23 protein-coding genes are annotated in these 23,006 nt (G+C 69.5%); 18 read left to right on the top strand and 5 right to left on the bottom strand.

What is annotated here, in order from left to right; genetic code table 11:
• The first annotated feature begins 2 nt into the window (after positions 1-2).
• Complete coding sequence (locus ACFY2Z_RS27850) at positions 3-1,607, top strand: ABC transporter substrate-binding protein (protein WP_390746834.1); 1,605 nt, start codon at positions 3-5, stop codon at positions 1,605-1,607.
• A 141-nt stretch (positions 1,608-1,748) separates the two neighbouring features.
• On the opposite strand, the gene ACFY2Z_RS27845 is transcribed toward ACFY2Z_RS27850, so the two are convergent.
• Complete coding sequence (locus ACFY2Z_RS27845; RefSeq protein ID WP_010988071.1) at positions 1,749-2,420, bottom strand: response regulator transcription factor; 672 nt, start codon at positions 2,418-2,420, stop codon at positions 1,749-1,751.
• A gap of 14 nt (positions 2,421-2,434) precedes the next feature.
• A complete protein-coding gene (locus ACFY2Z_RS27840; RefSeq protein WP_390746833.1) occupies positions 2,435-3,469 on the bottom strand; it encodes a RecB family exonuclease in 1,035 nt (344 codons plus the stop codon).
• A 243-nt stretch (positions 3,470-3,712) separates the two neighbouring features.
• Between ACFY2Z_RS27840 and ACFY2Z_RS27835 the strand changes: the two genes are divergently transcribed.
• The 3 genes from ACFY2Z_RS27835 to ACFY2Z_RS27825 all read left to right on the top strand — a co-directional run bounded on the left by ACFY2Z_RS27835 (position 3,713) and on the right by ACFY2Z_RS27825 (position 7,020).
• Positions 3,713-5,272 carry a site-2 protease family protein gene (locus ACFY2Z_RS27835; RefSeq protein ID WP_390746832.1) on the top strand — a complete coding sequence of 520 codons (1,560 nt, stop codon included), beginning with the start codon at positions 3,713-3,715 and terminating at the stop codon, positions 5,270-5,272.
• Positions 5,273-5,328: 56 nt separating this feature from the next.
• Complete coding sequence (locus tag ACFY2Z_RS27830) at positions 5,329-6,231, top strand: tRNA (adenine-N1)-methyltransferase (protein WP_311697799.1); 903 nt, start codon at positions 5,329-5,331, stop codon at positions 6,229-6,231.
• A 213-nt stretch (positions 6,232-6,444) separates the two neighbouring features.
• Positions 6,445-7,020 (top strand): hypothetical protein, encoded by a 576-nt coding sequence (locus ACFY2Z_RS27825; RefSeq protein ID WP_390746831.1) that lies wholly within the window; start codon positions 6,445-6,447, stop codon positions 7,018-7,020.
• A gap of 116 nt (positions 7,021-7,136) precedes the next feature.
• Here the strand turns inward: ACFY2Z_RS27825 and ACFY2Z_RS27820 are convergent, their stop codons facing one another.
• Positions 7,137-7,439, bottom strand: a complete 303-nt coding sequence (locus ACFY2Z_RS27820) for a ferredoxin (protein WP_365166775.1) — start codon at positions 7,437-7,439, stop codon at positions 7,137-7,139.
• Between the two features lie 246 nt (positions 7,440-7,685).
• Between ACFY2Z_RS27820 and arc the strand changes: the two genes are divergently transcribed.
• The 6 genes from arc (at position 7,686) to prcA (ending at position 13,728) form a co-directional block, all read left to right on the top strand.
• Positions 7,686-9,452, top strand: a complete 1,767-nt coding sequence (gene arc / locus ACFY2Z_RS27815; RefSeq protein WP_390746830.1) for a proteasome ATPase — start codon at positions 7,686-7,688, stop codon at positions 9,450-9,452.
• A gap of 232 nt (positions 9,453-9,684) precedes the next feature.
• Positions 9,685-11,196: a depupylase/deamidase Dop gene (gene dop / locus ACFY2Z_RS27810; RefSeq protein ID WP_390746829.1), complete on the top strand. Its 1,512-nt coding sequence runs from the start codon at positions 9,685-9,687 to the stop codon at positions 11,194-11,196.
• Positions 11,197-11,376: 180 nt separating this feature from the next.
• Entirely contained in the window at positions 11,377-11,595 is a 219-nt protein-coding gene (locus ACFY2Z_RS27805) for a ubiquitin-like protein Pup (protein WP_181794039.1), read from the top strand.
• Between the two features lie 153 nt (positions 11,596-11,748).
• Positions 11,749-12,117, top strand: coding sequence for an endonuclease domain-containing protein (locus ACFY2Z_RS27800; RefSeq protein ID WP_390746828.1), 369 nt, complete (start codon positions 11,749-11,751; stop codon positions 12,115-12,117).
• Positions 12,069-12,914: a proteasome subunit beta gene (prcB, locus tag ACFY2Z_RS27795; protein ID WP_390746827.1), complete on the top strand. Its 846-nt coding sequence runs from the start codon at positions 12,069-12,071 to the stop codon at positions 12,912-12,914. The genes ACFY2Z_RS27800 and prcB overlap by 49 nt, the downstream gene beginning before the upstream one ends.
• A gap of 61 nt (positions 12,915-12,975) precedes the next feature.
• Entirely contained in the window at positions 12,976-13,728 is a 753-nt protein-coding gene (prcA, locus tag ACFY2Z_RS27790) for a proteasome subunit alpha (protein ID WP_390746826.1), read from the top strand.
• A 103-nt stretch (positions 13,729-13,831) separates the two neighbouring features.
• Here prcA and ACFY2Z_RS27785 read toward each other — a convergent pair whose 3' ends face one another.
• Positions 13,832-14,845, bottom strand: a complete 1,014-nt coding sequence (locus ACFY2Z_RS27785; protein ID WP_390746825.1) for a LacI family DNA-binding transcriptional regulator — start codon at positions 14,843-14,845, stop codon at positions 13,832-13,834.
• Between the two features lie 106 nt (positions 14,846-14,951).
• On the opposite strand from ACFY2Z_RS27785, the gene ACFY2Z_RS27780 reads away from it, so the two are divergent.
• From ACFY2Z_RS27780 to ACFY2Z_RS27750, 7 genes are all read left to right on the top strand, one after another.
• A complete protein-coding gene (locus ACFY2Z_RS27780) occupies positions 14,952-16,211 on the top strand; it encodes an MFS transporter (RefSeq protein ID WP_390746824.1) in 1,260 nt (419 codons plus the stop codon).
• 9 nt (positions 16,212-16,220) lie between these two features.
• Positions 16,221-17,582: a Pup--protein ligase gene (pafA, locus tag ACFY2Z_RS27775; protein WP_059125684.1), complete on the top strand. Its 1,362-nt coding sequence runs from the start codon at positions 16,221-16,223 to the stop codon at positions 17,580-17,582.
• 120 nt (positions 17,583-17,702) lie between these two features.
• Complete coding sequence (locus ACFY2Z_RS27770; RefSeq protein WP_390746823.1) at positions 17,703-18,713, top strand: FKBP-type peptidyl-prolyl cis-trans isomerase; 1,011 nt, start codon at positions 17,703-17,705, stop codon at positions 18,711-18,713.
• A gap of 71 nt (positions 18,714-18,784) precedes the next feature.
• Positions 18,785-19,156 carry an FKBP-type peptidyl-prolyl cis-trans isomerase gene (locus tag ACFY2Z_RS27765; protein WP_355924607.1) on the top strand — a complete coding sequence of 124 codons (372 nt, stop codon included), beginning with the start codon at positions 18,785-18,787 and terminating at the stop codon, positions 19,154-19,156.
• Positions 19,157-19,363: 207 nt separating this feature from the next.
• Positions 19,364-20,317 (top strand): helix-turn-helix transcriptional regulator, encoded by a 954-nt coding sequence (locus tag ACFY2Z_RS27760; RefSeq protein WP_390746822.1) that lies wholly within the window; start codon positions 19,364-19,366, stop codon positions 20,315-20,317.
• Between the two features lie 18 nt (positions 20,318-20,335).
• A complete protein-coding gene (locus ACFY2Z_RS27755) occupies positions 20,336-21,364 on the top strand; it encodes a helix-turn-helix transcriptional regulator (RefSeq protein ID WP_390746821.1) in 1,029 nt (342 codons plus the stop codon).
• Between the two features lie 11 nt (positions 21,365-21,375).
• Positions 21,376-21,693 carry a hypothetical protein gene (locus ACFY2Z_RS27750; protein ID WP_390746820.1) on the top strand — a complete coding sequence of 106 codons (318 nt, stop codon included), beginning with the start codon at positions 21,376-21,378 and terminating at the stop codon, positions 21,691-21,693.
• 205 nt (positions 21,694-21,898) lie between these two features.
• Here ACFY2Z_RS27750 and ACFY2Z_RS27745 read toward each other — a convergent pair whose 3' ends face one another.
• A complete protein-coding gene (locus tag ACFY2Z_RS27745) occupies positions 21,899-22,231 on the bottom strand; it encodes a hypothetical protein (protein WP_390746819.1) in 333 nt (110 codons plus the stop codon).
• A 261-nt stretch (positions 22,232-22,492) separates the two neighbouring features.
• Between ACFY2Z_RS27745 and ACFY2Z_RS27740 the strand changes: the two genes are divergently transcribed.
• A complete protein-coding gene (locus tag ACFY2Z_RS27740; protein WP_311699136.1) occupies positions 22,493-22,687 on the top strand; it encodes a hypothetical protein in 195 nt (64 codons plus the stop codon).
• The last annotated feature ends 319 nt before the right edge of the window (positions 22,688-23,006 follow it).

Genomic DNA, 23,006 nt, shown 5'->3' with positions numbered 1-23,006 from the left:
GCATGAACCGCAAGACTTTGGTGCTGCCGGCCGTCGTCGGTCTGCTCACCCCCGTCCTCGCTGCCTGTGGCGGGTCCGACAGCGGGGGCAAGAGCGGTGACGCCATCGTCGTCGGCACCACCGACCGGTTCACCGACACCGGCGACACGCCCGCGCCCGTGGACCCGGCGTACGCGTACGACGTCGGCACCTGGAACATCCTGCGGCAGACCGTGCAGACGCTGATGGCCCAGCCCCGCGGTGAGGGCGAACCCGAGCCCGAAGCCGCCGAGAGCTGCGGCTTCACCGACACCGGCAACGAGCGCTACGCCTGCAAGCTGCGCAGCGGCCTGAAGTTCGCCAACGGCGACGCGGTGACCGCGGCCGACGTGAAGTTCTCCATCGAGCGTGCCCTCTCCCTGAAGGCCGACAGCGGTGTCTTCGCGCTGCTGTCCACGATCGACACCGTCGAGACGCAGGGCGACGACCAGGTCATCTTCCACCTGAAGACCGCGGACGCCACCTTCCCGTTCAAGCTGTCGACGCCGGTCGCGGGCATCGTCAACCCCAAGGACTACGAGAAGAACAAGCTGCGCGACGGCTTCCAGGTCGACGGCTCCGGCCCGTACACCATGCAGGCCGAGGTCTCGAACAACGAGCTGGTCAAGGCGACCTTCACCAAGAACCCCTCGTACAAGGGTCTGCTGAAGCCCAAGAACGACAAGGTGGTTCTGGAGTCCTTCAAGGACGCCGACGCCATGGGTGCCGCCCTCGACAAGGGCGACATCGACGTCATGACCCGTCAGATGTCCCCGGACCAGATCCGCAAGCTCCAGAACGACACGTCCGGCAACATCAACCTCGTGGAGATGCCGGGTCTCGAAATCCGCTACCTGGGCTTCAACACCGACGCCGCGTCGGTGAAGTCCAAGGCCGTCCGCCAGGCCATGGCCCAGGTCATCGACCGCAGCGCCCTGGTCTCCAAGGTGTACGGCTCCCAGGCCCAGGCGCTGTACTCACTGGTCCCGGCCACCATCACCGGCCACTCCAACGCCTTCTTCAACAAGTACAGCGACCCGAGCGTGGCCAAGGCCCGCACGCTGCTGAACAAGGCGAACATCACCACCCCGGTGAAGCTGACCCTGCACTACACGACCGACCACTACGGCCCGGCCACCGCCAAGGAGTTCGAGGTGCTCAAGGAGCAGCTCAACGGCAGCGGGCTGTTCAACGTCGACGTCCAGGGCACGCCGTGGGACAAGTTCCGCCCGGCCGAGAAGAAGGGCGCGTACGACGTCTACGGCATGGGCTGGTTCCCCGACTTCCCGGACGCGGACAACTACCTGGCGCCGTTCCTGGACAAGGACAACACCCTCGGTTCGCCGTACGACAACGAGGAGATCCGCACCACGCTGATCCCGCAGTCGCGGCGCCAGGCCGACCGTCTCAACGCGTCGAAGAGCCTCACCGACATCCAGGACAAGGTCGCCGACGACGTGCCGATCCTCCCGCTGTGGCAGGGCAAGCAGTACGTCGCCACCCGTGACGACATCACGGGCAGCGAGTACGCGATGAACTCCTCCTCCACGCTGCAGCTGTGGGAGCTCGGCCGCGGTGTGAGCGGCTGATCCGATCCGGACTGACAAGACCCCCGGGCCGAACAGCCCGGGGGTCTTTGCATGCGTCTGCGGAACATCGCCCGACAGCTCATCGCCGACGGGCCGTTCGAAGCGACCGTGAGGACCCCGGGCTGCCCCCGGGGCGCGTGACTACTGCGCGCCGGGGCGCACCAGGCCGCTCTCGTACGCGTACACCGCGGCCTGCACCCGGTCGCGCAGCCCCAGCTTCGTCAGCACATGACCCACATGCGTCTTGACCGTGGTCTCGCTGACGAACAGGTCGGCGGCGATCTCGGCGTTGGACAGCCCGCGCGCCACCAGCTTCAGCACCTCCACCTCGCGCTCGGTGAGGGTGTGCAGGGTGTCTGGAACCGGCTCGTCCCCGGACGGCAGATGTCCCGCGTACTTGTCGAGCAGACGGCGCGTGATGCTCGGCGCGAGCATCGCCTCGCCCGCCGCGACCACCCGGATCGCCTGCACCAGCTCGTTGGCCGGCGCGTCCTTGAGGAGGAAGCCGCTGGCACCGGCGCGCAGCGCCTCCACCACGTACTCGTCGAGATCGAAGGTGGTCAGCACCAGCACCTTGGCCGGGCCGTCCCGCCCGGGCCCGGTGATCTGCCGGGTCGCCTCCACCCCGTCCATCCGCGGCATGCGGATGTCCATCAGCACCACATCGGGCTGGAGCGCGCGCACCTGGTCGAGCGCCTGGAGGCCGTCTCCGGCCTCGCCGACGACCGCGAGGTCCTGCTCGGCCTCCAGGATCATCCGGAAGCCGGTGCGCAGCAGCGGCTGGTCGTCGACCAGTAGGACGCGGATGGCCACGTAAGTCTCCTTCGCTAGTCCGGCCCCATTCTGCCCTGCTCGCAGCCCTGCGGTTCGGGCGCCCCGACCCCCGCCGACCACACCTCCCCGGGGCCGGCCGCCGGGACCTCGGCCGTGTCCTCGTGGGTGGTCTGCACCGGCAGCGGCTGTGTCTGCCGGGGGACGCCCCCCGGACCCGCAGCCACGACCCCGTCAGGGCCCCGCACCGGCAGCGGATACGGCGGGGGAGTGCCGCCGAACTCCGGGCAGACGGCCTGGTGATCGCACCAGCCGCACAGTTTGGTCGGGCGCGGGCGCCAGTCGCCCGTCTCCGTCGCCAGCCGGATCGCCTCCCACAGCGCGAGCAGCTTGCGCTCGACGCGCTCCAGATCGGCCGGCACCGGGTCGTACGTCACCACATCGCCGCTGCCCAGATAGACGAGCTGCAGCCGCCGCGGCACGACCCGCTTCAGCCGCCACACCACCAGGGCGTAGAACTTCATCTGGAACAGCGCGCCCTCCGCGTACTCGGGCCGGGGCGCCTTGCCCGTCTTGTAGTCGACGATCCGCACCTCTCCCGTGGGCGCGACGTCGACACGGTCGATGATCCCGCGCAGCTTCAGCCCGGAGTCCAGCACCGCCTCCACGAACAGCTCGCGCTCGGCCGGCTCCAGCCGGGTCGGGTCCTCCAGCGAGAACCAGCGCTCCACGAGCTGCTCCGCCTCACCCAGCCAGCGCGCCAGCCGCTCACCCTCCGGATCGTCCGCGAACAGCTCCGCGACCTCCGGTCTCGTCTCCCGCAACCGGTCCCACTGGCCCGGGATGAGCGACTTGGCCCGGGGCGCGGTCCGCTCGACGGCGGGAGCGTCGAACAGCCGCTCCAGCACCGCATGGACCAGCGTGCCCCGGGTCGCCGCCTCGCTCGGCTTCTCGGGCAGTTTGTCGATCACCCGGAAGCGGTAGAGAAGCGGACACTGCATGAAGTCGCCGGCGCGCGAGGGCGACAGTGACTCCGGAGGCGCGGCGGCCACGGCGGGCTGCTCGGCGGAGCCGTCGGTGCTGGTATCCATGCCCACAGACGATACGGCCCGCCACTGACAGTGACACAGCCGCGCCCGTCGCGGCCCGACGGGATCCGGGCACCGGCACGGCATGGCTTTCCGCGCAACGGCGGGCCGAACGGCCCGTGAGTCAGCGGAGAGAACAGAGGGGGTGCCGGGGCGAAACACGACGCGACGGCCGCATACCATCGACCCAGACCCTCCCACCCGGCACCACCCGGGCCGGGGAGACGCTTCGATCGAGGGGACATCGTGGACGAGAGCGGCGGGAGCGGACAGCCGCGCCCCGGCAACGGCGGGACGACCGACCCCGAGGCGGCCCCCACGGCACGGCCCGCCGACGCCGCGCGCCCCGAGCAGCAGCAGGCGCAGCCCGCCGACGGCGGACCGACCGCGGCCACGGACGATCAGGGCACCCGGCCGGGCGGCAACGACGAGCACGCCGTCGAGCCCGACTCCCCGGGCCCGGCTCACTCCGGCGGCCGAACGGCCTCCGAGCCCCACGACGCCACCACGCCGTCGCCCACCCCCGGCTCCGACCCCGCACGGCCCGACGACCCCGAGGCCGCACCCTCACCCTTCGGCCACGACCCGCACGCCCCCCGGAGCCACGCCCACTCCGGAGCCGACGGCCAGGGACGCCCCCCGCAACGCCCCAAGGATCCCGGCGGCGGCATCCTCATGGGCCGGCCCTTCGGCGTCCCCGTCTACGTCGCCCCCAGCTGGTTCCTCGTCGCCGCCCTGATCACCTGGGTGTTCGGCGGCCAGCTCGACCGGGTGCTGCCCCAGCTCGGCGCCACCCGCTATCTCGTCTCCCTCTTCTTCGCGGTGGCCTTCTACGCCTCCGTGCTCGTCCACGAGCTGGCCCACACCGTCGCCGCCCTGCGCTTCAAGCTCCCGGTGCGCCGCATCCAGCTCCAGTTCTTCGGCGGCGTCTCCGAGATCCAGAAGGAGGCCGAGACCCCGGGCCGGGAGTTCGTCCTCGCGTTCGTGGGCCCCCTGCTCTCCCTGGTCCTCGCCGGGATCTTCTACCTCGCCATGAAGCCCGTCCAGCCCGGCACCGTCCCCGGCGTCCTGCTGGCCGGCCTCATGATCTCCAACCTCATCGTGGCCGCCTTCAACCTGCTCCCCGGCCTCCCCCTCGACGGCGGCCGCATGCTGCGCGCCGTCGTCTGGAAGATCACCGGCCGGCCGATGAGCGGCACCGTCGCCGCCGCCTGGGTCGGCCGCGCCCTCGCCATCGCGGTCCTGATCGGCCTGCCGCTGCTCACCCAGTCCGGCGCCCTCGGCTCCACCGCCGAGGACAACGTGGGCATGGACACCGTCACCGACGCCCTGCTCGCCGCCATCCTCGCCGCCATCATCTGGACCGGTGCCGGCAACAGCCTCCGCATGGCCCGGCTGCGCGAGCACCTGCCCGAACTGCGCGCCCGCACCCTCACCCGCCGCGCGGTCCCCGTCGAGACGAACACCTCGCTGTCCGAGGCCCTGCGCCGCGCCAACGCCGCCGGCGCACGGGCCCTCGTCGTCGTCGACGGCCACGGCCAGCCGCTCTCGCTCGTGCGCGAGTCCGCCATCGTCGGCGTCCCCGAGCACCGCCGGCCCTGGGTCAACGCCAGCGAACTCGCCCAGGACCTCACCGACGGCATGCGCGTCTCCGCGGAGCTCGCCGGCGAGGACCTCCTCGACGCCCTGCGCGCCGCCCCCGCGACCGAGTACCTCGTCGTCGAGGAGAACGGCGACATCTACGGCGTCCTGTCCGCCGCGGACGTCGAGCGCGCCTTCGTGAAGGCCATGGCCCGCCCCAGCTGAGGCCCCGGCCTGCGAGCGTGGTCGGCGGCCCCTCCGGCGACCGGTAGGCTGGTCACATGTCCGAACCGACCGGTGCCGCCCGCCGTCGCGGGCCCTTCAAGGTCGGGGACCAGGTACAGCTGACCGACCCCAAGGGCCGCCACTACACGTTCACGCTCGAGGCCGGGAAGAACTTTCACACCCACAAGGGTTCCTTCCCGCACGACGAACTGATCGGCGCACCCGAGGGCAGCGTTGTCCGCACCACGGGGAACGTCGCCTACCTCGCGCTGCGCCCCCTGCTCCCCGACTACGTCCTGTCCATGCCCCGCGGGGCAGCCGTCGTCTACCCCAAGGACGCGGGGCACATCCTCGCCTTCGCCGACATCTTCCCCGGCGCCCGCGTCGTGGAGGCCGGCGTCGGCTCCGGCTCGCTCAGCAGCTTCCTGCTGCGCGCCATCGGCGACCAGGGCATGCTGCACAGCTACGAGCGCCGCGCCGACTTCGCCGAGATCGCCCAGCAGAACGTGGAGCGCTACTTCGGCGGCCCGCACCCGGCCTGGCAGCTCACCGTCGGCGACCTCCAGGACAACCTGAGCGACACCGACGTCGACCGCGTCATCCTCGACATGCTCGCCCCCTGGGAGTGCCTGGAGGCCGTCTCCAAGGCGCTCGTCCCCGGCGGCATCCTGTGCTGCTACGTGGCCACCACCACCCAGCTCGCCCGGACCGTCGAGTCCATCCGCGAGATCGGCTGCTTCAACGAGCCGACCTCCTGGGAGACGATGATCCGCAACTGGCACATCGAGGGCCTGGCCGTCCGCCCGGACCACCGGATGATCGGCCACACCGGCTTCCTGCTCACCGCCCGCCGCCTCGCGGACGGCGTCGAACCGCCCATGCGCCGCCGTCGCCCCGCCAAGGGCGCGTACGGCGAGGACTACGCCGGTCCCAACGCGGACGGAGGCTCCGGCCGCTGAGCCGGGCCCCGCACCCGATCCAACGTACGAGCGCCGTGGCCGAGTTCCCGCACCCCTCGCGGAACTCCACCACGGCGCTCGCGCGTTGAGACTCCGAGGCAGTCCGGAACCCGAGGCATCAGAGGAAGCGGGCACCCGCCGTTCCCCCGTACTGTGACGTGTGGCACGATGCGGGGCACCCCACCGGCAGCCCTCACAGGAGACACTTCTCTCGTGCAGCACCCCGCCGTTCCGGAACTCGCGCACACCACCACCCGGCCCATCCACTGGGTCGCCACAGCCACCGCGGTCTCCGGCGTGATCGCTCTGACGTCCCTGCTGCAACCCGGCGCCGCGACCGCGGCCCAGCCCCAGGTCCGGACCAAAGCGGCCCCGGTCGCGGCCCTGCCGCCCGACCCCGCCAAGGTCCACTTCCCCCTCGACTGCGGCCCCACCAAGGTCCTCGTCGCGAAGAGAGCCACCGGCGACCTCGACGGCGACGGCCGCCCCGAGACCGTGGCCGTCGTCCACTGCGACGCGAGCATGGGCACGCCGCCCGACGCCGCCTACGTCCTGACCCAGGCCGCCGACGCCCCCGAACCCCGTGTGGTCGCCACCCTCGTCGACACCAAGGACCGCCTCACGGTCACGAGCCTCGCCGTCCACGACGCCGCCGTCACCGCGAGCATGCTCGGCTACTCCTCGCCCGACGTACCGAGTTGCTGCCCCGACGTGAAGAGCTCCGCCGAATGGCAGTGGAAGGGCGGCTCGTTCATCCGCTCCACCCCCTCCGGAGCCCGGACCGTGTGACACGGCTCACCGCCCCCGGGACCCCACGGCTCATGGCCGCCCGGGGGCGTTCCGGCGTCGGCCGGTCGAACCCGGTGTGAGAAAACAGACATGAATGACAGTCTGTGGTCGTACGATCACTCGGCGTCAGGGCCGTGGATCTCCACCTTGTCCGAAACCCGACGTACGTGGATGCACTCGCCGGGGCACTCCCGCGCCGAGTCGACCACATCCGTGAGAAGCGGCAGCGGCACGGGCGTTGTGGCGCCCGTGGCCTGCAGAAGCTCGTCGTCCGGGCCCTTCACATAGGCCAGGCCGTCGATGTCCAGCTCGAACACTTCGGGCGCGTACTGGGCGCAGATGCCGTCACCGGTACACAGATCCTGGTCGATCCAGACCTCCAGCGCCTCGCTGTCGACTCCGGCCTGCTGCACGGTCATCTCTCCTGCCGTTTTTTCTTCGCAGAGCTGCCGGGAATCCGGCCAGCCCTGACGGGTGTTGAACACCCCGACCCTACCTTCGGCCGCTTTCCAATCATGTTCGGTGGGTATTCCCCTGGCGTGAGGGAGAGCGCAAGGGTGAAGATCGGACACACCTCGACAGTCTTTGTGATCTAGGGGTTTCAATCGACACCCACCCAGGTAGGGTCTGGAAGCGTCCAGCTCCCCTTGGAGGAGGTGAGGACCGTGGCAGCCCACGACGACGACATTAACCGCGGCATCCGCCCGGGACGCGGGTCCGAAGACCCGGCCGGGCAGATCGCCTACCTTGAGCAGGAGATCGCCGTCCTGCGCCGCAAGCTCGCCGACTCTCCGCGACACACGAGGATTCTCGAAGAGCGGATCGTCGAGCTGCAGACCAACCTGGCCGGCGTGTCCGCACAGAACGAGCGGCTCGCCAACACGCTCCGTGAGGCCCGCGACCAGATCGTGGCCCTCAAGGAGGAGGTCGACCGGCTCGCCCAGCCGCCGGCCGGCTTCGGTGTCTTCCTGCAGGCGAACGAGGACGGCACGGCCGACATCTTCACCGGGGGCCGCAAGCTCCGGGTGAACGTCAGCCCCAGCGTGGAGCTCGAGGAACTCCGCCGCGGCCAGGAACTGATGCTCAACGAAGCGCTCAACGTGGTCGAGGCCATGGAGTACGAGCGCGTCGGGGACATCGTCACCCTCAAGGAAGTCCTCGAGGACGGCGAGCGCGCCCTGGTGCTCGGGCACACCGACGAGGAACGGGTGGTACGGCTCGCCGAGCCGCTGCTGGACGTCACCATCCGTCCCGGCGACGCCCTTCTGCTCGAACCCCGCTCCGGCTATGTCTACGAGGTCGTACCGAAGAGCGAGGTCGAGGAGCTCGTCCTCGAAGAGGTACCCGACATCGGCTACGAGCAGATCGGTGGCCTCTCGGGCCAGATCGAGGCCATCCGCGACGCGGTCGAGCTGCCGTACCTGTATCCCGACCTCTTCAAGGAGCACGAACTGCGCCCGCCCAAGGGCGTCCTGCTCTACGGCCCTCCCGGATGCGGCAAGACCCTCATCGCCAAGGCCGTGGCCAACTCCCTGGCCAAGAAGGTCGCCGAGGTGACCGGCCAGGCCTCCGGGAAGAGCTTCTTCCTGAACATCAAGGGCCCCGAGCTGCTGAACAAGTACGTCGGCGAGACCGAGCGGCAGATCCGCCTCGTCTTCCAGCGTGCCCGGGAGAAGGCCAGCGAGGGCACCCCCGTCATCGTCTTCTTCGACGAGATGGAGTCCCTCTTCCGCACCCGCGGCTCCGGCGTCAGCTCGGACGTGGAGAACACCATCGTCCCCCAGCTGCTCGCCGAGATCGACGGTGTGGAGGGTCTGCAGAACGTGGTCGTCATCGGCGCCTCCAACCGCGAGGACATGATCGACCCCGCGATCCTGCGACCCGGCCGGCTCGACGTCAAGATCAAGATCGAGCGTCCCGACGCCGAAGCGGCCCGGGACATCTTCGGCAAGTACCTGACCGAGAACCTCCCCCTGCACGCCGACGACGTCAGCGAGCACCGGGGCGACAAGGCAGCCACTGTCCAGGGCATGATCCAGACCGCCGTGGAACAGATGTACGCCGAGTCCGACGAGAACCGTTTCCTCGAGGTCACCTACGCCAACGGTGACAAGGAAGTCCTCTACTTCAAGGACTTCAATTCCGGCGCCATGATCGAAAACATTGTCGGGCGCGCCAAGAAAATGGCGATCAAGGACTTCCTGGAACACAGCCAGAAGGGCCTCAGGGTCTCCCACCTCCTCCAGGCGTGTGTGGACGAGTTCAAGGAGAACGAGGACCTGCCCAACACCACCAACCCCGACGACTGGGCCCGGATCTCCGGAAAGAAGGGCGAGCGGATCGTCTACATCCGTACGCTGATCACCGGAAAGCAGGGCGCGGACACCGGACGCTCCATCGACACGGTGGCGAACACCGGTCAGTACCTGTAAAAGGCAGGCGGCTGCGGGTCCCGTCACCGGGCACCCGCAGCCGACGCTTTTCCGGACACGTCCGGAGCAAGGCAATGACGCAAATGATCTCCCCACCAGCGCAAAGGCGTTCTAGGCTCTTTCGTACCGCCGCGTCGCGCCGTGCGGGGACGGGCACCGCACGCGCACCGGAGCACCAGCGGTACTTGAGCGCCGCCCCCGACCGAGGGCGCCGCCTGGCAAGGAGGGCCGCATGACCGTACGGCGAGTAATGGGCATCGAGACGGAGTACGGCATCTCCGTCCCCGGCCACCCCAACGCCAATGCCATGCTCACCTCATCCCAGATCGTCAACGCCTACGCCGCGGCGATGCACCGGGCCCGCCGGGCCCGCTGGGACTTCGAGGAGGAGAACCCGCTGCGGGACGCGCGAGGCTTCGACCTCGCCCGCGAGGCCGCCGACGCCAGCCAGCTCACCGACGAGGACATCGGCCTGGCCAATGTGATCCTCACCAACGGCGCGCGACTGTACGTCGACCACGCACACCCCGAGTACAGCGCTCCCGAGGTGACCAACCCCCGCGACGCCGTCCTCTGGGACAAGGCCGGCGAGCGGATCATGGCCGAGGCCGCGGAACGCGCCGCCCAGCTTCCCGGGGCCCAGCCGATCCACCTCTACAAGAACAACACCGACAACAAGGGCGCCTCCTACGGCACGCACGAGAACTACCTGATGAAGCGGGAGACCCCGTTCTCGGACATCGTGCGCCACCTCACGCCCTTCTTCGTCTCCCGCCAGGTCATCGCCGGCGCCGGCCGCGTCGGCATCGGCCAGGACGGTCACGAGCACGGCTTCCAGCTCAGCCAGCGCGCGGACTACTTCGAGGTCGAGGTCGGACTCGAGACGACACTCAAACGGCCCATCATCAACACACGGGACGAACCGCACGCGGACGCCGAGAAGTACCGACGCCTCCACGTGATCATCGGCGACGCGAACCTGTCGGAGATCTCGACCTATCTCAAGCTGGGCACGACCGCCCTGGTCCTGTCGATGATCGAGGACGGCTTCATCGCCGTCGACCTCGCCGTCGACCAGCCCGTACGCACCCTCCATCAGGTCTCCCACGACCCCGGACTGAAGCGCCTCGTCACGCTCCGCAGCGGCCGGACGCTCACCGCCGTCCAGCTCCAGATGGAGTACTACGAGCTGTCGCGCAAGTACGTGGAGGAGCGCTACGGGACCGACGCCGACGATCAGACCAAGGATGTCCTGGCCCGCTGGGAGGACACGCTCAACCGTCTGGAGCGGGACCCGATGAGTCTGGCCGGCGAACTGGACTGGGTAGCCAAACGGGAGCTGATGGAGGGCTACCGGCGTCGCGACGGCCTCGACTGGGACGCCGCCCGGCTGCACCTGGTGGACCTCCAGTACGCCGACGTACGCGCCGAGAAGGGCCTCTACAACCGTCTGGCGGCCCGGGGCCGTGTCAAGCGGCTCCTGGACGAGGCCGAGGTCGAGCGGGCCCGCACAAAGCCGCCGGAGGACACGCGCGCGTACTTCCGCGGCCGCTGTCTGGAGCAGTACGCGGACGACGTCGCGGCGGCCTCCTGGGACTCGGTGATCTTCGACCTGCCGGGCCGGGACTCCCTGCAGCGCGTCCCAACCCTCGAACCGCTTCGCGGAACGCGTAATCACGTCAAGGAGCTGCTGGACCGCTGCCGTACTGCGGAGGACCTGGTCAGGGTGCTCTCCGGCGGCTGAGCGGGTGTGCGGGCGCCTCGGCCGGGCAGGGTAGTAAGTCCCGGCGTCCGGGAATCATCGAGGCGGTCCCCGTACTTGGAGCAACAACGGGGCCGATGTCGGACCGGGCTTGTAGGGTCTGATCATCACCGATCGGCAGGAATGCCGACCATGTCGGGCGAACTGAGCGGGGTGAGGGTTATGGCGACCAAGGACACCGGCGGCGGACAGCAGAAGGCCACGCGCTCCACGGAGGAGGTCGAGGAGCAGGCGCAGGACGCGCAGGCCTCCGACGACCTCAAGGAGCGACACGAGAAGCTGAGCGACGACGTGGACTCGGTTCTGGACGAGATCGACGACGTCCTCGAGGAAAACGCCGAGGATTTCGTGCGCTCCTTCGTTCAAAAGGGTGGGCAGTAGGCCCCTTTTCCCTTTGCATCGAAGGTGAACGAGGGGTAGGGGTGACGACCAGGCCGTAGGTGAAGTGCTGCGGGCGGTGCGGCGAGGTCACGCCGTGCGCGGCCTTCTCCGTCGAGCGGACGGATCTCGACGGCTCGCAGCACGTCGGCGCGCATGCGCGCCGGCGTCGGGTCTCGTGCGCCGGCGGGCCGTGGGTGGGTCGGCTTCCGTCGGTTGCTGCTGTCCCGCAGGCTCACACTTACGGCCAGGGCCGCGGAGAGACCGATCCGTGCAGCCGGGCGTGACCGGCTGACGGCCTCCCGCGGGGGTGTCCGCCGTGTCTGTCGGGCGGCCCCGGCGACCCAGGTTGATCAGAGTCATGAGACGGGTAGGGTCCGTGGCGTACTGTGCTTCAACTGCAATTCCGGCCTCGGCCTGTTGGGGGACGACCCCGAAGTGATGCACCGAGCTGCCGACTACCTGGAAGGAAACGCGTGGAAGCCAACCCTCGTAGCACCGGGCGTCTACCGGCCGCCTTCCTGACGCCCGGGTCGGCGTCCTTCATGGACTTCCTCTCCGAGCACCAGCCCGAGCTGCTGCCCGGCAAACGGCAGCTGCCGCCCACCCAGGGCGTGATCGAGGCCCCGCACGGCACCACCATCGTGGCCACGGCGTTCCCGGGGGGCGTCGTGCTCGCGGGTGACCGCCGCGCGACCATGGGCAATGTGATCGCTCAGCGGGACATCGAAAAGGTGTTCCCGGCGGACGAGTACTCGGCGGTCGGCATCGCCGGCACCGCGGGTCTCGCCGTGGAGATGGTGAAGCTGTTCCAGCTGGAGCTGGAGCACTTCGAGAAGGTCGAGGGCACCCAGCTCTCCCTGGAGGGCAAGGCGAACCGCCTGTCGACCATGATCCGCTCCAACCTCGGCATGGCCATGCAGGGCCTGGCCGTGGTGCCTCTCTTCGCCGGGTACGACCTGGACCGGGAGAGGGGCCGTATCTTCTCCTACGACGTGACGGGCGGCCGCTCCGAGGAGTACGGCTACGCGGCCACGGGTTCCGGCTCGATCTTCGCGCGCGGGGCCATGAAGAAGCTCTACCGTGATGATCTGACCGAGGAGCAGGCCACTACGTTGGTGGTCCAGGCTCTGTACGACGCGGCAGACGACGACTCGGCGACCGGTGGTCCCGATGTCGCCCGCCGGATCTATCCGATCGTCACCGTGATCACCGAGGACGGCTTCCGCCGGCTCACCGAGGACGAGGCGGGTGACATCGCCCGTGCGGTCCTTCAGCACCGTCTGGAACAGCCGGACGGCCCCAAGGCCGCCTTGCTCTGACGCCGGGCCTGGTTGTGGTGAAGGTGATCGTGTGACTTTGACAGAAAGGGACGGATAACCGGTGTCGACGCCGTTCTATGTCTCCCCGCAGCAGGCCATGGCCGACCGGGCGGAGTACGCCCGCAAGGGCATCGCGCGCGGCCGTAGCCTGGTCGTGATGCAGTACGCCGACGGCATCGTGTTCGTCGGCGAGAACCCGTCCCGTGCGCTGCACAAGTTCAGCGAGATCTACGACCGGATCGGTTTCGCGGCGGCCGGCAAGTACAACGAGTACGAGAACCTCCGCATCGGCGGGGTCCGCTACGCCGACCTGCGGGGTTACACCTACGACCGGGACGATGTGACCGCCCGCGGTCTGGCGAACGTGTACGCCCAGACGCTGGGCACGATCTTCTCGAGTGCGGCGGAGAAGCCGTACGAGGTGGAGCTGGTGGTCGCCGAGGTGGGGGAGACCCCGGAGGGCGACCAGATCTACCGTCTGCCGCACGACGGGTCGATCGTGGACGAGCACGGCTCGGTGGCGGTGGGCGGCAACGCGGAGCAGATCAGCAGCTTCCTGGACCAGCGCCACCGGGACGGCATGACCCTGGCGGAGGCGCTGAAGCTGGCGGTGCAGGCGCTGTCCCGGGACACCAACGGCAGCGAGCGGGAGATCCCCGCCGAGCGCCTCGAGGTCGCGGTGCTGGACCGTACTCGTCCGCAAGCGCGGAAGTTCAAGCGGATCGTGGGCCGGCAGCTCTCCCGACTGCTACAGGTCGACGGCGCGAGGACCGTCGCGGAGGCGGAGGCCGAGTCCGCCGAGGACGAGGAGTGATCCGACGTCACGCCTCACGAGAGGCGTGACGTCCATCTGGTGCACCGCCGCGCGCCCCGGCCCCTTCCGGCCGGGGCGCGCGGCGTCGTGCCCGGGGTGTGTCTCAGGGGCGGGGCGGGGCCGTGGAGCCCCGTACGACGAGCTCGACGGGGATGTCTCCCTGTTCCGGCGTCCGGCCGTCCAGGACGGCGAGGAGGGCCTCCATGCCGCGTTCGCCGAAGAGCTCCGCGTCGAGCCGGACGGTGGTCAGCTCCGGGTCGAGGGCGGTGGCGAGGGCGAGGTCGTCGAGGCCGGTGACGGAGAGGTCCTCGGGGACGCGCAGGCCGAGGCGCCGGGCGGCCTTGTAGGCGCCGGCGGCGAGCTTGTCGTCGTCGCAGACGAGGGCGGTGGGCCGGGGGCCGGGGGCGGCGAGGGCGGCTTCGGCGGCGGCGAGGGCGTCCTCGATGGAGATGGGCGCGCGGGTGGTGCGCAGGGTGGCGCCGGGTGCGCCGTCGAGGCGTGCGGCCAGTGCCTGCGCGCGAATGCGGAAGGTCCAGGAGGGGACGTCGGCGGCGAGGTGGAGGAAGCGGCGGTGGCCGAGGGCGAGCAGATGGTCGGCCACCTGGCGTACGCCGTCGGCGATGTCGAGGTTGACGGTGGCCGCGCCGAGACTGCCGTGCGGGTCGCTGTCCAGCATCACGAGGGGGAGCTGGTCGCCGTGGATGGCGGTGAGGGCGTCGGCGGCCATGGAGGAGGCGATCACGCCGTCGAGGGCCGCCTGTGCGGAGTGGAAGGGGTCCCTGGCGGGGCCGACGCCTTCGGGTGAGGGGTAGAGCACGACGCCGAAGCCGTGCTCGGCGGCGACGCGCGCGGCTCCGGTGTAGACCCCCGCGAAGAACTCGGTGGTGAGGGCGGGGACGACGAGGAGGACGGTGCGGGTGCGGCCGAGGCGGAGGTTGCGTGCGGCGAGGTTGGGCCGGTAGCCGAGTTCCCGGGCGGCCTCGCGTACCCGTTCGGCGGTGGCCGCGGAGACGCGTCCGCGCCATTTGTCGCCGAGGACCAGGGAGACCGCGGCCTGGGAGACTCCGGCGGCCTGGGCGACATCGCGGCTGGTGGGTCGCGTGCTACCTGATGCCACCGTGGGCCTGCTCTTTCGTCTGGACTCGTGGACAGCGCACATGGTACGTATGACGGGAGACGTTATACGTACAACGTCCCGTGGGAACGACACGAGAGAGGGCGGGATGGCCGCGGGTTATCTGGAGATCCTGAGGGCGAAGCACGCCACCCGTCTGCTCGTCGGGACGCTCGTGGGCCGGCTGCCGAACGCCACCGCGGCGATCGCGGTGGTGCTGTTCGTGCGCGCCGAGGGCGGTACGTACAGCCTCGCGGGCGCGCTCGCGGCGGTGTACGGGGTGGCGAACGCCGCAGGGCAGCCGCTGCTCGGCCGGCTGGTCGATCTGCACGGACAGCCGCGCGTCCAGCTGCCCGCCGCGCTGGTCTCGGCCCTCGCCATGACCGCCTTCGCGCTGACGGGCCTGGAGCCGCGTGTGGTGGCGTATGCCGCGATGGCGGTCGCGGGCCTGTTCACGCCGCCCCTGGAGGGCGGCCTGCGGGCGCTGTGGCCGTCCGTGCTGCGCCGCGAGGAGCAGGTGCACACCGCGTATGCGATGGACGCGGTGGCCCAGGAGGTGATGTTCACCGTCGGACCGCTGCTGGTGACGCTCTGCGCGTCCCTGTGGTCGGCCCGGGTCGCGCTCGTGATGCTGAGCGTTCTCGGGGTGCTGGGCGCCCTGTCGGTGGTCGTCTCGCCGCCGTCGCGCGCGTGGCGGTCGGCGCCGCGCGCCGCGCACTGGCTCGGTGCCCTGCGCTCGCCGGGGTTGCTGGTGCTGCTCGGGGCGTTCCTGTCCGTCGGGATCGCGCTCGGTTCCATCACGGTGGCGTCGGTGTCGTACGCCGACGGGCACGGCGGGGACGCGGTGTACGGGTGGCTGATGGCCGGGCTGGGGCTCGGCGCGCTCGCCGGAGGCACGCTGTACGGCGCGCGGCAGTGGCGCGGTGCGCCGGAGCGGCGACTGCGTGTGCTGGTGGGGCTTCTGGCGGTGTGTTATCTGCCACTGACGCTGGTGCCGGGCGCGGTGGCCATGGTGCTGCTCACGGTGCTGGCGGGGGTCTTCCTCGCACCGTGCATCGCCTGCGCGTTCATCATCGTGGACCGGCATGCGCCGACGGGTACGGTCACCGAGGCGTTCTCCTGGCTTGTGACGACGTTCACCGTGGGTGCGTCGGTCGGTACGGGGGTGGCGGGGCCGGTCGTGGAGGCGGGCGGGACCCGGTGGGGGTTCGCGGTGCCGGGTGTCGCGGGGGCCGTGTCGTTGCTGGTCCTGCTGGCCACCGGACGGGTCCTGGCAGCTCCCGGGGAGGGCGCGTTGGTTGCGGCTTCATCGGAAAATGATCCAAACCGTGCTGTCGAACCCCGTTTCAGCTCGGGGGATCGGGCGTAATGTTCAGTCATGGACCGCCGCATTTTCGGGCTGGAGAACGAGTACGGCGTCACGTGCACGTTCAGGGGACAGCGCCGCCTGTCGCCTGACGAGGTGGCGCGGTACCTCTTCCGCCGTGTCGTGTCATGGGGCCGTAGCAGCAATGTCTTTCTGCGCAACGGTGCCCGCCTCTATCTCGACGTGGGCTCACATCCGGAATACGCGACACCCGAGTGTGACAATGTGATCGAACTGGTCACCCACGACAAGGCCGGTGAGCGCATTCTCGAGGGGCTGCTGGTCGACGCCGAGCGCCGCCTGCACGAGGAGGGAATCGCGGGCGACGTCTATCTCTTCAAGAACAACACGGACTCGGCCGGCAACTCATACGGTTGCCATGAGAACTACCTGGTGGCGCGGCACGGGGAGTTCTCCCGGCTCGCGGACATCCTGATTCCGTTCCTGGTCACACGGCAGCTGCTGTGCGGCGCCGGCAAGGTGCTGCAGACTCCTCGGGGCGCGGTGTACTGCGTGAGCCAGCGCGCCGAGCACATCTGGGAGGGCGTCAGCTCCGCGACCACGCGTTCCCGGCCGATCATCAACACGCGGGACGAGCCGCACGCCGACGCCGAGCGCTACCGCCGTCTGCACGTCATCGTCGGTGACTCGAACATGTCCGAGACGACGATGCTGCTCAAGGTGGGCGCCACCGACCTGGTGCTGCGCATGATCGAGGCGGGCACGGTGATGCGGGACCTCACCCTGGAGAACCCCATCCGGGCCATCCGCGAGGTCAGCCATGACATCACGGGCCGCCGCAAGGTGCGCCTGGCGAGCGGGCGCGAGGCCTCCGCGCTGGAGGTCCAGCGCGAGTACTACGAGAAGGCCGTGGACTTCTGCGAGCGCCGCGGCATCCGTACGGGCACGGTCGAACAGGTCCTGGAGCTGTGGGGCCGTACGCTCGACGCGATCGAGTCGGAGGACCTCGACCGGATCGGTACCGAAATCGACTGGGTGATGAAGTACAAGCTCATCGAGCGGTATCGCGCCAAGCACAACATGACGATGTCGCATCCGCGGGTCGCGCAGATAGACCTCGCCTATCACGACATCCACCGTCGTCGTGGTCTGTACTACCTGCTGGAAAAGAAGGGCCAAGCCACCCGGATCTGCAACGACTTGAAGATCTTCGAGGGCAAGTCGGTTCCCCCGCAGACCACTCGGGCGCGGCTGCGCGGCGACTTCATCCGGCGGGCCCAGGAGCAGCGGCGTGATTTCACGGTCGACTGGGTGCATCTCAAGCTGAACGACCAGGCGCAGCGGACCGTGTTGTGCAAGGACCCGTTCCGTTCGGTGGACGACCGGGTGGAGAAGCTGATCGCCGGTATGTGAGGTTTCGTTCGGGCGGGTAGCCGGAACGCAACGCGGGCGCCGTACGTTTGCCGTACGGCGCCCTTGTCACGCCGTAGAGTTGCGCGCAACCGTCAAGATCGATCGATACGAGGCCCCATCGTGCGCCGACGCTCGCTGCTCCTTGCCACTCTGCCCGCCGGACTGGTCACGCTCGCCGGATGCGGCGACAGTGGATCCGGCAAGAGCAAGACCGGCAACAGTCCCTCCCCCTCGGCCCCGGCCACGGCTCCGTCCGCCGCGCCGCCGCCGAAGATCGTGGAGGGGCCGCTGCCGGCGATCACCGCCGGGACCAAATTCGGCGAGAAGCCGACCGTGGCGAAGGGCCCGGGTGCGCCGTCCAAGGACCTGGCGGTCAAGACGGTGATCGCGGGCAGCGGCCAGATCGTCGCGGAGAACGACTACATCCAGGCTCACTACCTGGGCCAGGTCTGGGACACGGCGAAAGTCTTCGACAACTCCTACGACCGCAAGACGCCTCTGGTCATCCAGCTCGCCCAGGGCGGCATCATCGACGGCTGGCGGTATGCGCTCCAGGGCAAGAAGGTCGGCAGCCGCGTGCTGATGGCCGTGCCCCCGGCCTGGGGCTACGGCTCGCAGGGCAACACCCAGGCGGGCATCAAGGGCAGCGACACGCTGGTGTTCGTGGTGGACATCCAGAACTCGTTCAACGCGAAGAGCTCGGCCAAGGGCAAGGTCGTGGCGCAGAACGACGCGAAACTGCCGAAGGTCGGAACCAACACCGACGGCAAGGCCCCGTCCATCGTCGTCCCGAAGGCGAAGCCGCCGACGGGCCTGGTCGCGAACTACGTGATCGAGGGCACCGGCGACCAGGTCGCGGCGGACAGCACCGTCCTGGTGCAGTACAAGGGCGTGCTGTGGGACACCGGCAAGGAGTTCGACTCCACCTACGGCCACGGCCAGTTGACGTCGTTCTCGTTGCAGCAGGTCGTCAAGGGCTGGGCCGAGGGGCTCACCGGCAAGAAGGTGGGCAGCCGGGTCCTGATCGTCATCCCGCCGAAGCTGGGTTACGGCGACAATCCGCCCCAGGGCAGCGGCATCAAGAAGGACTCCACGCTGGTGTTCTCGGTGGACATCCTGGCGAAGATGTAAACCCTCGTGGCGATGTGAGAATGTCGGTCTTGCCGTAATGGCCTCAACCCCAACAAGCAGGAGCTTTTGACGTGAGCATCGAGAAGCCCGAGATCGACTTCCCGGGCGGCGAGCCGCCGGCCGACCTCGAGATCAAGGACATCTGGGAGGGTGACGGTCCGGAGGCGAAGGCGGGCGACACCGTCTCCGTCCACTACGTGGGCGTGGCCTTCTCCACCGGTGAGGAGTTCGACGCGTCCTGGAACCGTGGTGCCCCGCTGAACTTCCAGCTCGGCGTCGGCCAGGTCATCAAGGGCTGGGACCAGGGCGTGCAGGGCATGAAGGTCGGCGGCCGCCGCCAGCTGACCATCCCTCCGCACCTCGCCTACGGTGACCGTGGCGCCGGCGCGCGCATCAAGCCCGGCGAGACGCTGATCTTCGTCTGCGACCTGGTCGCGGTCTGATCCGATCTCCGGTCACCGGCGCCCGCTCGGGCGGGCCTCGCGCCCACGTGCCACGGCCCGAGTGGGGTGCGTCCGGTGTGACAGGGGTGATCGGAACCGATCATCTTGCGCCCATGCCCGTGCGGGCATGGGCGCTCGGCTTTGCCGTGCCCGCTGCGAGCGGTACGGTCGTCGATCGTAAGCACCATAGGGAGGCGAAGGGCGTCGATGGCCATTGCCAAGGCCGAGCGGCTGATGAACCTGGCGCTGTGTCTGCTCGGGACGCGGCGGCCGCTCAGCAAGCGCGAGCTGCGCGAGTCCATCGAGGCCTATCTCGAGGCGGGGTCGGACGACTCCTTCAACCGGATGTTCGAGCGCGACAAGGACGATCTGCGCGAGCTGGGCCTGGTCATCGAGACCGTGGAGAATCTGGACGGCGAGATCGGCTATCTCGCCCGCCACGACAGCAACCGGCTCCCGCCCATCACGCTCGACGCCGAGGAAGCCGCCGCGCTCGGCCTGGCCGCCAAGGTGTGGCAGCAGGCCCGGCTCGCCGGTGCGGCGAGCGGTGCGCTGCAGAAGCTGCGCGCCGCGGGTCTGCCCGAGGACGTCGACCCGTACGAGGTCCATGGCGCCCTGGAGCCCCGTATCCCCGTGCACGAGGCCGCCTTCGAGCCGCTGATGCTGGCCTGCCGGGACCGCCGCCCCGTCGTCTTCGAGTACCGCAAGGCCACCGCCGCCCGCCCCGAGCCCCGGCAGGTGGAGCCGTGGGCGCTGGAGTGCTGGCGCGGTCACTGGTACCTGGCCGGCTGGGACCGGGACCGGGGCGCGGAGCGTGTCTTCCGGCTGTCGCGGATCACCGGCAAGGTGCGCAGCCGCAGCGGCGGTTTCACCGCGCCGGTGCCCGACGTGGTCACGGTCCGGGAGACCGTGGCGAGCTGGGCGGGGGAGACCGCGGACCGCTCGGCCCGCATCCGGCTGCGTTCGGGCGCCGGCTATCCCCTTCGGGCGAAAGCCACCGTCGTACGGGAACTCGGTGACGGCTGGGACGAGTTGGAGATTCCGTACGGGCACGGCCTCGATGCCTGGCTGGTCGAGTTCGGGCCCGATGTGGTGGTCCTGGAGCCTGCCGAGCTGCGGGCCGATGTGGTGGACCGGCTGCGTGCCGTGGCCAAGGGCTGAGGAGGGGGACGAAGCACAGTGGCAGCCAAGCCGGCCAGGCCCGCGAACGCCATCGACCAGACGCGGCGGATGCTTTCGCTGGTGACGTATCTGCGGGAGCGCCCCGGCGCGCGCATCGAGGACGTCGCCCGGGCCTTCGGGATCACCGAGGACGAGCTGGTCTCGGACCTCGATGTGCTGCCCATGTGCGGCACCAGCTTCCGCGGTGGCGATCTGCTCGACATCGACACCGACGGTGAGCGCATCTGGTGGCACAACCCCGCCGCCCTCGGCGCGGAGGCCGCCGAGCCGCTGCGGCTGGCAGCCGACGAGGCGACCGCGCTGCTCGTCGCCGCGCGGGCCGTGGCCACCCTGCCCGGACTGCGCGAGGGCGACCGGCAGGCGCTGCTGCGCGCCACCGCCAAGGTGGAGACCGCCGCCGGTGAGGCCGCGGGCGCCAGCTCACGCCTGTCGGTGACGTTCGAGTCGGAGGGCGGCGTCTTCGCGGACGTCGACCGTGCGATCTCCGAGCGCCGCCGGCTGTGGATCCGCTACTACTCGCCGGCCCGTGACGAGGTCACCGAGCGCGAGATCGACCCGATCCGCCTGGTCAGCGTCGGGCACACCTATGTGGAGGCGTGGTGCCGCCGCTCCGAGGCGCGCCGCACGTTCCGGCTCGACCGGGTCGCCGAGATCAGGATCCTGGACGAGCCGTCGGCGCCGCCGGAGGTCGAGCTGCGGGATCTGTCGGCGGGGCTGGTGCAGCCCGCCGCCGAGGACCCCGAGGTGGTCGTCGAGGTCGGCCCGGCCGGGCGCTGGGTCGCCGAGTACTACCCGCACGACCGGGCGGATGAGCTGCCGGACGGCGGGCTGCGTATCACCTTGCGGACCCCGGACCCGGCATCGCTGCGACGACTGGCGCTGCGGCTCGGGCGGGACGGCCGGATCGTGTCGCCGCCGGACCTCGCGGAGAGCGCCCGCCGGGCGGCCCGTGAGGCGCTCGCGGCGTACGACGAGCCGGGCGGAGTTCAGGACGGGCTGTACGACAGGCAGGAGCAGGGTCTGTGAGCATGTCGGCGATGTCTGGTGCGTCGGAGCAGTCGGGTGCCGCGGCGGGTGCGCCGCAGGCACCCGGGGTGGCGGAGATGTCGGTGCGGACGGCGTTCGCCGGCATGCGACGCGTGGCCGACGTGGTGTTCAGAGCCGGCTGCCCGGACTGCCGGGCCCGTTTCGAACTGGGTGCGAGCTCGTTGCGACTGGTGATCGGCGCCAGCAGCAAGACGACGTTCTACTCCTTCACCTGCCCGGAGTGCGCCGCGTCCGTGCGCAAGCCGGCGGGGGAGCGCATCATCGAATTGCTCACCGGGGGCGGGGTCAGAACCCTACGGCTGCACTGACCGGTTACCGGCGGCATGGCGGCTCATATCGGCGATGACATTCAGCGCAGGACCAGGCGCAGGCTTTTTCTCCCATTCGGAAATCAAACACGAGGGGGCCGGGTCACATTGGTGTGACCCGGCCCCCGAACAGTGGCGAGGCATTACCACCCGCAGTGGGCCGAACGAAATTGCCGGACCGGCGGGAATTTCGCCTTGCGGCAGGTCAGCAGTGACCGCCCTTGGCGGAGGCGAAGGTCATGGGCTTGTTGTACACCACGGTGTGCCCGTGGCCGTCCGCGGCCACATCGGCGCACCACTTGTTGTTGACCAGTCCGTTGGTGGTGCCCGCGATGGCCGACTTCACGTTACAGGTGTTGTGGTAGTAGATGGTCCAGGTGACGCTTCCGTCCCCCCAGGAAAAGTTGAAGCAGCCTATACTGCCGCGGTGCACGGCATCCGCCGACATGGTGGCCGCGCTCGCCGGCGTGGCGGCGGTTATGCTGAGAATTGCGACAGAGCTGGCAGCGATGAGGCTGAAGCGCTGCTTGAGCTTCATGTTTCCCCCATGGAATTGTGTGGATGAAAGCCAAGGGAAACACAACGGCTTGACCGTCGATCCATTTCATGGACGACAGTTATCGGCGTTCCCCCGGCCTCAGGTCGAGCCGATACTAAACGGAGATCAATGTCGCCTGTCAAGATCAGTTGTACGAGAAGAGCGCCGCCAACTGTTTGGCCGGACTCCACGGCGCGGGTCTCTCCCTCCGGCCCGTCCGCTGATCGAACGAAACTGTCCAGGACCGTCTAGGCTCGGCTCATGTTCTGGCCGATGTTCGCAGTAGCTCTGGGTTTCGTGGGACTTGCCGTCCTCGGTGTGCTCGCCGTCCGCGTCTTCCTGGAGACGCAGCGCCTGGGCAGGCAGGTCTCGGACGCGGCGCGTCGTATCAACAGGGCGGCCGAGGACCTGGAGCAGGCGACCGTGAGCGCGACCCGGGCGGCAGACTCCCTGTGAGCCACACCGGGAACTCCTGTGAGCTTCCGAACGTCGTGCGCTATAGGGCACTTCGCCCTCGCGGCTGGGTACTCTGCTAGTCGTGGTCCGGAGAAGAAGGCACGGTCCGTAGAAGCGGAAGTACGCACAGGGATGGTCTCGTGTTCATCCCTTGACGATACGATCGCTGCCAGCACGATGGTCAGACACCTGTCCGACCGGTCACATGCACTGCTGCCCCGCCTCAGTGAGAAGGTGAAGACTATGTTCCGCAACGCACTTGAGCCGTGGCACCTGGTGCTCCTGGTTCTGGTGATCGTCCTCGTGTTCGGCTCGAAGA

This window comes from Streptomyces sp. NPDC001222 (assembly GCF_042896945.1).
Classification (GTDB): Bacteria; Actinomycetota; Actinomycetes; order Streptomycetales; family Streptomycetaceae; genus Streptomyces; species Streptomyces gibsoniae.
The sequence above is the reverse complement of the archived record's forward strand: the minus strand, read 5'-3'. Positions and strand labels throughout refer to the sequence as shown.